The following is a 13,214-nucleotide window of genomic DNA, read 5'->3' as shown; positions in this document are numbered from 1 at the left end:
TCCGAAATTCGGCCGGGACTTTTGGAGTTTTCAAAGTGTCGTCCGAAATTCGGCCGGGACTTTAAGAGTTTTCAAAGTGTCGTCCGAAGTTCGGTCGGGGACTTTAAGAACTTTTAAAGTGTCGTCCGAACTTCTGCCGAGACTTTTAAAAACTCAATTGTATATTCCCGCCGATCGTGAACGGCCTTCCTTTTTGTGCCAGGCCCTTTCCGCCTGTCTCGAAATAGAAAGCCGAATAGTCTGCACCGGTCATATTTTTCGCCCAGATCGCAAAGGTAATAAAATCTTTTGTGGCAGATACTTTTGCATTCAACAGTCCGTAATAAGGTTGCGAAACCTTGTTGTCTTCTTTCCACAGGATGCGTCCCGTCCCGGTGTAGTTCGCGCTGACCGTGAAGCGGTCGATGTGACGGCAAGGGTTCGGGATCGTATAATCGGCTCCGACAGCGAAAGTGTGGCGCGGGACCATCGGCAGGAAATTCCCGCTGTAGTCAATGCCTCGCCGTTCGTCCTTGTAATCTTTGAAGGTGGCATGCGTGAAGCCGTAGTTCACCTGCACCATCAGCCCGTTGACCGGATTCCCTTGCAGGCTGACCTCGACGCCTTTGCTCTCGCTGCGCCCGGCGTTGCGCAGGTATTGCCCGTTCTGGGTGGCGAGCATTTGGTAAATCTGTTGGTTTTTCCAGTCGATCCAGAAAAAGCAGAACTCGGCGTTCAGGCGGTTGTCGAGGAACGGGTGTTTGGCTCCCAATTCGTAGTTCCAACTGGTTTCGGGGCGGAACGTGCGGTCTTCCTCGCGGTCGAAAGAGGTGTTGAAGCCGCCTGTCTTATATCCCTTCGTCACGGTGGCATAGAGCATGCCGGTGGAGGGAAACATATATTGCAGGGCGATCTTCGGCGTGACCTGGCTGAACTTGAGCCGGCTGTCGAAGGCGTCCATCTGTTCGCTGCCGCCGTCCGTTTCTTTATAGAAAAGGAAATCGTTGGAGGTATGCTCATAATCGTAGCGGATGCCGAAAGTCAGTGACAGGCCGCGCGTCAGCAGGTCGTCGATTGTGGATTGGTGGTAGAAGGCGACACCATAGGCCGGCGTGTCGTACAGCTTGCGTGTCGCATAGTCTTTGGTGAAATAATCGAGTGTCACGGTGTTGTCGATCCCCTGCCAGAAACCGAAGGCGCCGAACAGCCATTTGTAACGTCCGGGAGTCGTCGATTTGATGTTCAGCTCTTCGGAAAACATTTTCTGCTTCATATCCTGACGCGCGAAATAGATGCTTCGGGGAGAGAAATCCTGGTCGATGCCTTGATGGTCCGAGAGATATTGGAAGGCGGTCCGGCTGTTGATGCTGTAGCCCGTCCCCTGGTAATCTGCCGAGAAGCCGGTCGTCGAAAGCGTCCGTTTGTAGAAACTGTAATCGTTGTAGTCGACTTCGCCCGGTTTATGCGTGACCGAATCGCAGACGGCGTAGGGATAGCCGCCTTGGACTGAACGGTCGAACGAACTCATTAGCCCGAAAGAAAGGTTCTTCTGAAGCTTCCATTCCAGGCGGATGCGGGCGGAGCCGGACTTCATGTCGTCCGCTTTCTTGTCTGTAAACAGGTTGGTGAAGTAGCCGTCGCTGTTCCGGTAATCACCGGAGATGGCATATCCGAACTTTTCTCCGATCTTTTTATAATGAGAGAGGGCATAATCGCGGTAACCGTAGCTGCCGTTGGAAAGCCAGACATTTGTCCCCTCGTATTTCAAGGGCGATTTCGTATAGACGTTGATGATGCCGCCCATCGTGTTACGACCGTAGAGCGTCCCTTGCGGACCGCGCAGCACCTCGATCCTGTCCACCTCGTTGAAATCGAAATCGAAAGCCGATTTTTCGAAATAGGGGATACCGTCCACATAAAGCCCGACTGAGGGAGCGTTGATTTTCGATCCGATCCCGCGGATATAGACCGGCGAGGTCAGTTTCGATCCGTAGTCCGGCATAAAGAGGTTCGGGATAAAGGAACTGAACTCTTTGATCCCCGTGATGTTCCGGTTCTGGATCGCCGTCCCCGTCACGGCCGATGCCGACAGGGGTTCCAGCCGGAGGTCGCGCTGTTGCTTGAACGACTGCACGACCACTTCGTTCAGTTCGACATTGCGGATCTTCGCCGTATCTTTTTCTATCTCTTCCCCTCTTGCCGTATAGGCGAGGCAGAGCAGCATCGGGAGGTAGTATAATAGTTTCATGTCTTAAAATGTAACGGTGATTTCGCCGCCGATCTGGAACGGTTTGCCTTTCTGGATGAACGACTGGTTGAACGATTCGAAATAGAACGCCTGGTAGTCCGTGTTCGTGATGTTACGGCTCCACAAGTTGAGGTTGACGATTCCCTTGCGGACGCCCACTTTGGCATTGACGAGGCCGTAGAACGGCTGGCTGATGTCGTTCTTCTCCGTCCAGAAGATCTTGCCGGCTCCGGTGAACTGGGCGGATGCGATGAACTGGTCGATCATCTTCCGGTGGAGTAGTTTCGTGTATTGCAATCCCAGGCTGACGGTGTGGCGCGGCGTGTAAGGAATGAAATTATCCTTGCAGTCCGTTTTCACGATCTGGCTGTTCTCGTCCTTGTCCGTGAAGATGTAATCGCGGAAAGTGGCACGGGTAAAACCGTAGTTGAGGTCGGCGGTGAGTCCGTCCGTGATACGGCTGCGCAGGCTCAGTTCCACGCCATAGCTGTTCGCCTTTCCTCCGTTGGTGATCATGCGTCCGCTGCCGTTCTCGGCAAAGCTGGTGAGTTGGAGGTCGCGGATGTCCATGTAGAAGAAGGTCAGTTCCGCACTCAGCCTGCCCCGGACCAGTTCGCTGCGGATGCCTGCTTCGTAGTTCCAGCTGTGTTCCGGTTTATAGGAAGCGATGTCTTTCACTTCGCCCGGCTGTTCGGCTTTGTCGGGTGCGAACTTCGACATCAGGTCGTATTTGGCTTGGGCCTGGACCAGATCGCCGAACATCTGCACGTTATAACCTCCTGTCTTGTATCCTTTGGCGACCGAGACATACGTGAATGTTTCGGGTGTGCACTGGTAACGGAGCGAAACTTTCGGCAATACTTGCAGGAAATCCTGTGAGATCTTGCCGTCCATAGTCGTCGTGACCGGTAGCGTCATTTTCATCGGGCCCATTTCCACACCGATCTTCATGCTGTCTACTGCCGAATGATAGTCCAGGTTCGCTTTCTCGTAATCCAGGCGGATACCGGCGGTGATGGAAAGCCCTTCGACAAAAAGGTTATTGTAGGTCGATTGGTGGAAAGCCGCGAAGCCGTAGGTCGGCGTGTCGAAGTTTCCGGGGAAATAAATCTGGTTCAGTTCGTCCCCCTGGACAGTAAGCTTCGGTGCTTTTGGGTTATTCGCCAGTATGTCGTCGAACGCTTTCTGCAAAATGCCCGTCAGCCCGTCTTTCTTGAAGATCACAGGGCCGTCCGTGTTCAGGCTGTTATAAAAACCGTAGGCGCCGAAGCTCCATTGGTAATTGCTTTTTGTATTGGATTTGATTGCCAGTTCTTCGCTCCAGGCATATTGTTTCTGCTTTTGGTGAAGGGTGAAAACAGACTGTTCCGTATAGTCCTGGTCCATCTTCATGTCGTCTTTCAGATATTGGTAGGCCGTGGTGGAAGAGAGGATAAAACGGTCTGTTTTCCATTCCAGATACAGGCTGTTGTTCAGCGTGCGGCGCCAGTAGGAACTCGGATCGTTGATGCGGATCGGCTGCACAGCCCCGGTCTGCGGGTCGTACTGCCCGTAGGGGAAGGCTTTTTGCGTTACATAGTCATAGTTGAATGTATATTGCGCCTTCAGATGGTCCGTAATATACCCCTCTAATTTGAATCGGCCGCCTGCCGATTCCTCTTTGTCTGCCTTTGTGCCGTTATATTCGTTGATGAAAAAGCCGTCGTTACGGTCGTAATACCCGTTTAGCGAGATCCCGATGTTTTCTCCGATCTTGCTGTATTGGGACACTTTGGCTTTTGCCGCCCCGTAATTGCCCATCGACATCGTGACTTTTGTCCCTTGGTAATCGAAGGGGGAGAGGGTGTAGATGTTGACGATGCCCCCCATTGCGTTACGTCCGTAGAGGGTTCCCTGCGGTCCCCGTAAAACTTCGATGCGTTGGATATCGTTCAGCTCGAAATCGAAAGCGCTTTTATCCAGATAGGGGACATTGTCGACATATAATCCGATGGATTGCCCGCTGCTACGCGCTCCGATTCCGCGTATATAAATGGCCGAAGTCATTTTCGAACCGTAGTCCGGCATATAAAGGTTGGGGACGAAAGCGCTGATATCCTTGAGAGCATCTATCTGCCTGGTTGCTATCGCTTGGGGCGAGAGGATGGAAACGGCTCCCGGAAGCGTGCGGAGATCGTTCGTCTCCTTTGTGGAAGAAGTGACGATCACCTCACCTATATTATAGGTCTTGATCGTGTCGTTCACATTTTCATTCACCCGTTCGGCTTTAATCGGTTGCAAACACGTAAGCGCGCCTGCGACAAGGACATACAGATAGCGTTGATTCATCGTATTAATTGTAAACTATTAGTATTTTACGGTTGCAAAGGAACGGTAAAGATGAATGGGAATCAATCACTACATGTAGTGATTTTAAAGTTCGATGTCGTCGCCTGAAATAATGCCGTTCATGATGGCATAGAAGGTAAGTCCCGATACTGTTTTGATGCCGAGCTTGGTCGTGATGTTCTTGCGGTGGCTGAGGACTGTGTTCAGGCTGATGTTCAGCTTGTCTGCAATTTCTTTGTTGGTGCTGCCTTTGACGATTAATTGGAGGACGTCCGTTTCGCGGGTGGACAGTTCCTTGTTGTTGTCGCTGGAAATACTGTTGTTTTCTCCGGTAAAAAGTTGTTCCAACTGCTCGATGATGACTTCCTGCGAGGCCTTGATCGTGATATGGCTGGTTGCCGATAGTCCCCCTTCACCTTCGGTTTCGTCGATCAGGACCATCGTCTTGCTCCGGCGGGGAAGGAAAAAGTCTGCATAAAGGACAAATAAAGCGGCATTTGTAAAGTAGTAGTCGAACGTATCGTTGCCGGAAGTCGAAAATGCCTCGAAAGTAGGGTAGTGGCTGATCTCTACCGGTGGAAAATAGTCGGTCAGCATGCTTTGCAGGCCGATGCTTTGTAGCGTGTCGGATAATATGATTGCTATTTGCTTGTTGCGATGCATCCGGCTGTTTGTTAAATACACAACTTTTCCATAGCCGAAACCATCGGTGTCAATATCCGGTAGCGGATGCGGTTGTGTTGTTTGATATCTTTTTCCAAACTGCTGATGGCAAATATGACGGCGTAGCATAAGTTCTCATTATAGTCGCCGGAAAGATGCTTGACCATGATGCTTTTCAGATCCGCCAACAAGGCCTCTATCGGATCTTCCAATCGCTGTTCCGTTCCGAGGTGCAATGCTTCGACCTGCCCGGAAGATGGATAATCTTTCAGTTTTTCGCTTAATGACAGGCAATAGGGGAACCAGACCCGGTCGTCCTTTTCGATCCGTGAGGTCAGCTCTTCTTTGAAGGATGAGAAAAACTTTCCGATCAGGTTGAGCGTGTTGTTTCCCGGCGTACTCATCGATATGAATGAACCGAGATGCCTTTCTATATTCGGGATTTGATAGCGTTGGTAATACTGGTTGGTTTTAGTCAGATAATCGATAATCTGTGAAGTATGGAAAGTTTGTAGCTTCTTTTCCGGGAAGTATTCCTCGTTGAGAAACGTGTTGATTACCGTCAAGAGGAAGTCGGTATCCAGCCGGTATTCTTCACAAATCGCCTTTACCGATTTGTCGCCTAAGCCCAGGCGGATTCCAAAACGGTTAATGACAGGAATGAGTGAGGGGTGCTCTTCCACCACCTCACTCATTTGCATATTAGGATATACTAATGGCATATTTTATGCTTCTTCCCATTGTTTTCGTAATAGTTCCACTGCGGCAGGGACCAAAACGTTCCGGTCTCCCTGGCATCCGCATTCGAAACTTACATATTTGTCGTAATCCAACATCTTCAGGCCCTTGAAGCCGTTAACGTAGTTATCTGCTTCTCCGTCTTCACCCGGCATGCTGCGGCGTTTACGGCTGGCAACGTGCACGTGTTGCAGATATTCGCCTGCAGAAAGGAAAGCTCCCATGTCGGAAGTCTCTTCCCAAGTCATGTGCCAGAAGTCACCCATACAGCGTACACCCGGATTGTTGATGTCGCGGCAGATGGAAGCTGCATCCGCTACCTGACGAAGATAGAATGCTTCTTTCCTGTTGAGCGGTTCAAAGATAACTGTAGTCCCGTGCTCTTTTGCAAAGTTACCCATTTCATTGAATTGTTCGCATAAGAAATCCCGCGTTTCCTGCGTATGAGGCATAGCCGGTTTTTGACCGTTGAAAGCCGGGACGATGATCACACCCGTAGAACCCAGTTCGCCTGCAGGAGCAATGATCTCTTTCATCGTGTCCATGCACTGCTTGCGGATAGCCGGATCTGTCGAGAGGATGAACCCCTGGAAACCAGCACAGATGGCGCTCACTTTGATGTTGCGTCCGTTTAGTGCTTCCTTGATCTCTTTTACACGATCTTTCAGGCCACGTCCGCCCGGTTCGAAACCAACGACACCTAACTTTTCCATCAAGTCAAATTTCTCGTTGAGATTAGCTCCCGGTGCAATCCCTTCCTGAAAGGATATCTTCAACTCGGCTTTGCTGTTTGGACATGATCCCTTTTCTGCCGGACAACCTTCTGTAGAAGCAGCCTTGCCGCCACAGGCAGCAAAAGCTGAACTACCGGCTGCAACAGCCGCGCCTGCCAGAGTTGCTCTTAAAAAGTTTCTTCTGTTCAGTGCCATATTTTATTTTTTCTTTTCATCACGAGGTTTTCCTGGAACCGGAACTGTAAATCCACTCATATCCATCTTGCCTAAGTTCAGGTCTTTCGGAGTATAATCCAGAGGAGAAGCAGTCATTGCATCCCATGTCGTTTCTGCACCGGTGTATGCTGATTCACGTCCCATGATAGCAGCCATGTTGGCAACAGCTGTTTCTGAAGCCTGTTCGATAGGTTTGCCGCCACGGATGCAGTTTACCCAGTTTACATGTTCCAATACATATGGATTTGTCTGTGTATGTGCGTTCTTTTCTGCTTCACCATCGTATTTCCAGATGACGTTACCTGCATTGTCCTTGATTTCCATTTCAGCACTGTTCCAAGAACCTTTTGTTCCTTGGATAAATTCGCTGACGTTAGTGGCACAACCGTCAATCTGGCGGCACATACTATGCAAGTGGATGCCGTTTTCCATTGTGAAATCGATGCTGAAGTTATCATACTGGTCGCCCGTGATACGGCGTTGGCGAGAACCGAAACCGACAGCTTTAACCGGTTTCAAGCCGCTGAACCATGTGAATACATCGATGTTGTGCACATGCTGTTCCACGATATGGTCTCCGGATAACCATTTCCAGTTTACCCAGTCCTTGATCATGTATTCGCAATCGTTCCAGTCTTTCTGACGTTCGCGGAACCACAACATGCTCTGATTCCAGTAAACTACACCACCCGTAATTTCACCGATAGCACCTTCCATGATCTTCTTGTAAGATTCGACATAGTTGCGCTGGTGATGACGCTGTGTACCTGTTACGACACATAGATTCTTTGCCTGAGCCTGTTTGGCGGTTGCCATAATCGTACGATAGCCTACCGGGTCGACACAAATCGGTTTTTCCAGGAAACAATGTTTGCCTTTTTCAACCGCATATTGGAAATGTACCGGACGGAATACGGGAGGAGTTGCAATAATGACAACATCGACACCGCTATCGATCAATTGTTTGTATGCATCCAGACCAACGAAACGTTTGTCTTCAGGAATATTACATCCTTTTTCTTTCAGCTTGTCGGCCAAAGCGTCTACACGTTCTTTGAATGTATCGGCAACGGCAACGACTGTCACGCCGTTTGCAGCATCCAAGAAGTTTTCTGCTGCACCGGAACCGCGTCCGCCACAACCGATAACACCGGCTTTCAGTTCTTTTCCGTCAGTAGCCTTATCGGGCAATTCCGGAATATAATAAGTTCCAGGTTCTTTCAGAGGTTTGTTTGCAGCTGCACTTTCGCCGCCGCCTGCACATGAGGTTAATACACTTGCACTACCTGTGCCGATTGCACCCAGTGCTCCGGCCATAGCTGTACTTTTTAAAAACGATCTTCTGCTAATACTGTTTTCTTTCTTCATGATATAGTAATTTTTAGGTATCAATTAAACATCTGTTATTTCGCTCCAATTGCCGGGTCCGGTTCGCAAACCACACGGAAACCGATACCGCGGATATCCGAATACCACCAGATACTCTTCGGTTGTTGCGGATCAGTCTTCAACCAGGCATCATGCTTTGTATAATCGCGGGCTGCAGAACGAACGTCTGCCGCATCGGAAGTGTAGTTACCGCCGCGTACAACCCATTCTTCTCCTTCTGTGATTAACGGGTTGGTCACGTTATCGCCCCCTTTGCTGTAAGCCTTCGGATCATATTTGTCGGCACAATATTCCATTACATTACCCAACATATTCTTCAAACCGAACGGGTTCGCTTTCACTTCGCCCGGCTCTTGAGTTCTGTTTTTGCTGTTCTTCGCGTAAATCACGAATGAACTGATGCTGTCTGTTTTTGCATCGAAGAACTTACGCCAGAATCCCTGGTCTGAAAAATCTTTCGGGTTCCCGGTGAAGAAATAAGGAGTTTCCGTTCCTCCACGGGCTGCATATTCCCATTCTGCCTCGGTCGGCAGGCGGTATTTTTTCCCTGTTTGTTTGGACAGCCACTGGCAGAATGTTTCTGCAGCATAGTGTGTCATCGTGATAGCCGGACGGTCACCTGCGCCCCATCCCTGGTCGGGGAATCCGAACGGAGGAGTCGGGCCGGAAATGGCATCGACATCCGGATTGCTGTTATTTGCATATACGGTTTCGGGCGGAGTACGTCCTTCGCTCATGGTTTGTCCGTAGAATGCCCAATACTGATCCCACGTCACTTCTACTTCAGCCATAAAGAACGGACTGACCGTAACGTTTCGAACCGGAGCTTCATCTGCCTTATGGAACGGTTCTTTATCGGTGCTACCCATTTTGAATGTACCGCCCGGAATGGCGACCATTTTGAATGCAACGGCCGTACCCGGAATTTGTTCCGTATAATCGGTAAAAGATGTGACAGGTGTCGCCGTCTTGAAATAAAGGCTGGTATCAACAGTAGCCGTGGCGGCTCCGGGAATACCTGTTAATTTGCCGTGTTTATAATCCGGATTATAGTGTCCGGCGTCGAGGTGGCAGCTGATACACTGTAAATCCAGTTTCTTTTCGTTTTCGTCATAATAAAGGTGAGCAGTAATGCCGTCCTGGTTAATCCCTTCCGGGAACAAGTTCTGATGGCATTCCTTGCAGGATTCGTTCGGAATATATTTGACGGCATGTTCCAGTTCCGACTTGGTGTTCCAGTCGAAATCCGCACTGTCTTTTGTCATGAAGGACCATACGTCTTTCAATCCCAATTTGGCTTTAGCCGTATAATGATTCCAGGTGTCGTTTTGAGGCGGAAGGTGACAAGCCACGCAATGTGTTTTAACGCCGCTTCCGTTATTTACGTGTTTGGAGAGCTTCCAGCTGTCTTCCGCATGCGGATGGACATGGCACATCATACAAGATTCATCGGAAGAGAAATAGACGGATGTTTTATATACGGCAACCATAATGCCTGCCCCGAGAAGTAATCCGACCAAAAGAATGAAGGTTTTTCCTTTGAAAAATCTCCCTTTTTCGGAAGGATAGCGATTAGAATTGTTGTTAGTAGCCATTTGTTTTTATGGTAAACGATTTTACAATTAGTCCTGAATTAGATTTAAAAATCGGCAATAAAAGTAGTCTTTTTCTACATAAAATAAAAGTTTGCACCCACTATTTAACGAAATATGCATAGTGATTATGCTTTTTTACCAATTTTTGTAAAAATAGGAACTTGTCCCCGCTTCTTGAATGGAAATGCGGGGACAGCTCCCTTCATTTATTGCTGTTTATAAATTAGATTGAATCGGTTTCATGATGAAAGAGAATTCATAATCTCCGTAATGGATACGGTATTGTTCCAGTGGAAGCGCTCCCCAACTGTTGACGCAACCCAATCCCATTTGTACCTTGTCAATACACATATTGGTGTAGTTTGCCTGAGGTACAAGTTCGGAGTGTCTCTGGTCTTTCTGTACTCCGTCGTCAAGTGATTCGATCGAATAATTCAAGGCTGAAGCCGAGAACGGAGCTTCCGAAATGAACATGAGTCCGTTACCGCCTTTGTTGGTCTGTTTCCACCAACGGATATCCGTTTTGGTCCCTGTTTCCTGCGGGCGGATATAAGAGTAGAACTGTTCGTCTACAGTCTGTCTGTAATTACCCAGGTCGGTGACGTTGTTACGGTCGGAATAGTTCTCGATCGGACCTCTGCCGTAATAGTTGATCTGATCCAAGCATTTAGGCATCTGCATCTGCATGCCGAAACGGAACATATCGGAAACTTCAGCCGATTTGTCGGCTACCATTTTCTGTGTGACTTTCACTGCGCCTTCGTTGTTGATCGTATAAGTCAGATACAATTTGGCTTTTACTGCATCCATCGTGTATTCGGCATTGACAGTAGCCATGTCGTTTTCGATTTTGTTTGTCAGAGAAACCAGTTTCAATCCCGGTTCTTTCCAGGCGGCATATTTGTTTTGCAGGTTGGCTCCCATATCGTTGTCGGTCGGAGCACGCCAGAAGTTCGGAGTCAGTTTTCCGTCTTCCTTCAGCATCGTCATGCCATTTACATCGTATCTGCACAAGAAACCGTCATGCTTATCGAAGTCCATGCGGAAATTCTCTCCTTCGACGATCAGATAATTGATGTCATTATCTTTAATGGTCGGAATGACAGTCTCAATGTTCACTTGGTGTACATTCTGCAAATCCAGTTTCGGAGCATTGTACGGGCGGATCGTCAACTGGTTTTTGGCTACCGTATAACCGGCAGGCAGCAATGTTTCCGCTTTTTTCAACTTAAAGGCCACATTCAGCAAGAGTTCTTTGCATTTGCAAATGCCCTCTGTGCTATAATTCAGTTTTATGGACTTGGTCTGTTGCGGAGCTACTTCCAGGTCTTTGACCATGCCTGTCTGAACCACTTCGCCGTTAGCCAGCAATTCCCATTCTGCATAGTAACCGTCTAGGTTACGGAAGAAGTTTTCGTTGTATACGTTTACGACACCGTTAGCCAAGTCGGATGGAGTCACCCAGATGGACTGGTAGATATGCCCGACTTCGTGCATATGCGGATTCGGTTTGCGGTCCGGGCTTATCAAGCCGTTGTCCATAAAGTTGTTGTCGGAAGCGTCATATTTGTTCCAGTCGCCGCCATAAGCATAGAAAGGAACGCCGTCTTTTGTTTTCCAACGCAAAGACTGATCAACGAAATCCCAGATAAAGCCACCTTGGTATTTCGGATATTTGCGGATCAGATCCCAATATTCTTTGAATCCCCCTTGAGAGTTGCCCATCGCGTGCGCATATTCGCATTGGATAAGCGGTTTGTCGATGTCTCCCTTGCAATATTCTTCACTACCTTTATAGTCGCGGTACATCGGGCAATAGATATCGGTGAATTCGCTTGTCCGTGCCTGTTCGTATTGCACGGCACGTGATTTGTCTTCGTTCTTGATCCAGGTATAACAAGCTTCGAAGTTTGGACCCATGCCGGCCTCGTTGCCTAATGACCAGAAAATGATGGACGGGTGATTATAACCACGCTGGACGTTGCGCTGGTTGCGTTCCATATGTGCTTTGGCGAACAGCGGGTTTTTAGCCAACGTCTTGTCACCGTATCCCATACCGTGCGATTCTACATTTGCTTCAGCAACGACATAAATACCATATTTGTCGCAGAGGTCATACCATAAATTGTTGTCTGGATAATGACAAGTACGTACGGCATTGATATTGTATTCCTTCATGACCTTGATGTCCTGGATCATGCGCTCCGGCGATACGACGTAACCTCCGTCCGGATCCATTTCGTGCCGGTCGGCTCCCTTGAACAAGACTGGTTGTCCGTTTACCAATATCTGGGCGTTTTTCAATTCGATCTTGCGGAAACCGACTTTCACCGGAATAACCTCAGTCGTGTTGCTGCCGTTTTTCAAAGTGGCGATCAGTGTGTAGAGAACCGGAGTTTCGGCAGTCCATTTCTCAGGATTGCTTATTGCCATGTCGGTGGAAACTTTGCCCGAACCTTTGACCGACGAAGTAGCGACTTCTTTGCCGGCCTTATCTAACAGTTTCAGGTCGACTGTCCCGCTGCCTTTCAGGTTCAGGGAAACATTTAAAGTACCGTCTTTATATTGTGCATCCAAATCCGGAGTCACGCGGATGTCCTGAATGTATTTCGGAGTGCGGGCATAGAGGTAGCAGTCGCGGCCCACTCCGGAGAGGCGGAGGAAATCCTGGTCTTCCAGATAAGTCCCGTCGCACCAGCGGAACACCTGGAATGCGATCAGGTTTTTCCCTGGTTTCAGGTATTTGGTCAGATTGAATTCGGCTTCAAGTTTGCTGTCTTCACTGTAGCCGACGAATTGTCCGTTCACCCAAAGATACATGTTTGATGTGACAGAACCGAAATGAGCGAATATCTCTTTTCCTTTCCAGTCTGCCGGAACCATGATCTCTTTACGGTAAGAACCTACGTGGTTGTTTTCCGTAGGAACTTCAGGCGGGTTGTTCTTGAACTGGCTTCTCCAAGGATACCCGACATTCACATAGATCGGGTCGCCATAACCGTTCAGTTCCCACAAGCCGGGTACTTTCAGATTATCCCATCCCTTGTCGTTGAAGTTCACCTGGTAAAAATCTGTCGGGCGCATATCTGCATTTTTTACCCAGAAGAATTTCCAGTTACCGTTCAAGGTCATAAAATTCCCGGATGATTCCTTACATCCTTTCAATGCACTGTTTTCGTCTTCGTATGCGAAATAGTTGGTGTGCATGGGAGCTCTGTTGATCTCGTTTACGTTAGGATCTCTCCACTCGTTTTTTTGAGCGAAAGCTGCCGTCCCGAGCAGGGACAGGCAGCAAGCAAGTACGTTTAGTTTCATAAGATGTTA

At 48.7% G+C, this 13,214-nt stretch carries 8 protein-coding genes; all 8 read right to left on the bottom strand.

The genetic code is table 11. The features are described from left to right. Positions 1–145: 145 nt before the first annotated feature. The 8 genes from NQ542_RS09770 to NQ542_RS09735 all read right to left on the bottom strand — a co-directional run bounded on the left by NQ542_RS09770 (position 146) and on the right by NQ542_RS09735 (position 13,205). Complete coding sequence (locus NQ542_RS09770; RefSeq protein ID WP_005640735.1) at positions 146–2,227, bottom strand: TonB-dependent receptor; 2,082 nt, start codon at positions 2,225–2,227, stop codon at positions 146–148. A 3-nt stretch (positions 2,228–2,230) separates the two neighbouring features. Beyond that, positions 2,231–4,555, bottom strand: a complete 2,325-nt coding sequence (locus tag NQ542_RS09765) for a TonB-dependent receptor (protein WP_005640736.1) — start codon at positions 4,553–4,555, stop codon at positions 2,231–2,233. A gap of 84 nt (positions 4,556–4,639) precedes the next feature. Next, complete coding sequence (locus NQ542_RS09760; RefSeq protein ID WP_005640738.1) at positions 4,640–5,218, bottom strand: LuxR C-terminal-related transcriptional regulator; 579 nt, start codon at positions 5,216–5,218, stop codon at positions 4,640–4,642. A gap of 11 nt (positions 5,219–5,229) precedes the next feature. Further along, positions 5,230–5,919 carry a hypothetical protein gene (locus NQ542_RS09755; protein WP_005640741.1) on the bottom strand — a complete coding sequence of 230 codons (690 nt, stop codon included), beginning with the start codon at positions 5,917–5,919 and terminating at the stop codon, positions 5,230–5,232. A 24-nt stretch (positions 5,920–5,943) separates the two neighbouring features. After that, positions 5,944–6,885 carry a sugar phosphate isomerase/epimerase family protein gene (locus tag NQ542_RS09750; RefSeq protein WP_005640742.1) on the bottom strand — a complete coding sequence of 314 codons (942 nt, stop codon included), beginning with the start codon at positions 6,883–6,885 and terminating at the stop codon, positions 5,944–5,946. Between the two features lie 3 nt (positions 6,886–6,888). Continuing rightward, a complete protein-coding gene (locus NQ542_RS09745; RefSeq protein ID WP_005640744.1) occupies positions 6,889–8,274 on the bottom strand; it encodes a Gfo/Idh/MocA family oxidoreductase in 1,386 nt (461 codons plus the stop codon). 35 nt (positions 8,275–8,309) lie between these two features. Beyond that, complete coding sequence (locus tag NQ542_RS09740; protein ID WP_005640746.1) at positions 8,310–9,890, bottom strand: SUMF1/EgtB/PvdO family nonheme iron enzyme; 1,581 nt, start codon at positions 9,888–9,890, stop codon at positions 8,310–8,312. Positions 9,891–10,106: 216 nt separating this feature from the next. Continuing rightward, entirely contained in the window at positions 10,107–13,205 is a 3,099-nt protein-coding gene (locus tag NQ542_RS09735; protein WP_005640749.1) for a glycoside hydrolase family 2 TIM barrel-domain containing protein, read from the bottom strand. Positions 13,206–13,214 lie beyond the last annotated feature (9 nt).

It is taken from the genome of Parabacteroides merdae ATCC 43184, from assembly GCF_025151215.1.
Taxonomy (GTDB): domain Bacteria; phylum Bacteroidota; class Bacteroidia; order Bacteroidales; family Tannerellaceae; genus Parabacteroides; species Parabacteroides merdae.
The sequence above is the reverse complement of the archived record's forward strand: the minus strand, read 5'-3'. Positions and strand labels throughout refer to the sequence as shown.

What these genes read in the sequence shown, in the direction of transcription:
- NQ542_RS09770 (WP_005640735.1), bottom strand. Translation starts at nt 2,227, where the DNA reads ATGAAACTATTATACTACCTCCCGATGCTGCTCTGCCTCGCCTATACG.
- NQ542_RS09765 (WP_005640736.1), bottom strand. Translation starts at nt 4,555, where the DNA reads ATGAATCAACGCTATCTGTATGTCCTTGTCGCAGGCGCGCTTACGTGT.
- NQ542_RS09760 (WP_005640738.1), bottom strand. Translation starts at nt 5,218, where the DNA reads ATGCATCGCAACAAGCAAATAGCAATCATATTATCCGACACGCTACAA.
- NQ542_RS09755 (WP_005640741.1), bottom strand. Translation starts at nt 5,919, where the DNA reads ATGCAAATGAGTGAGGTGGTGGAAGAGCACCCCTCACTCATTCCTGTC.
- NQ542_RS09750 (WP_005640742.1), bottom strand. Translation starts at nt 6,885, where the DNA reads ATGGCACTGAACAGAAGAAACTTTTTAAGAGCAACTCTGGCAGGCGCG.
- NQ542_RS09745 (WP_005640744.1), bottom strand. Translation starts at nt 8,274, where the DNA reads ATGAAGAAAGAAAACAGTATTAGCAGAAGATCGTTTTTAAAAAGTACA.
- NQ542_RS09740 (WP_005640746.1), bottom strand. Translation starts at nt 9,890, where the DNA reads ATGGCTACTAACAACAATTCTAATCGCTATCCTTCCGAAAAAGGGAGA.
- NQ542_RS09735 (WP_005640749.1), bottom strand. Translation starts at nt 13,205, where the DNA reads ATGAAACTAAACGTACTTGCTTGCTGCCTGTCCCTGCTCGGGACGGCA.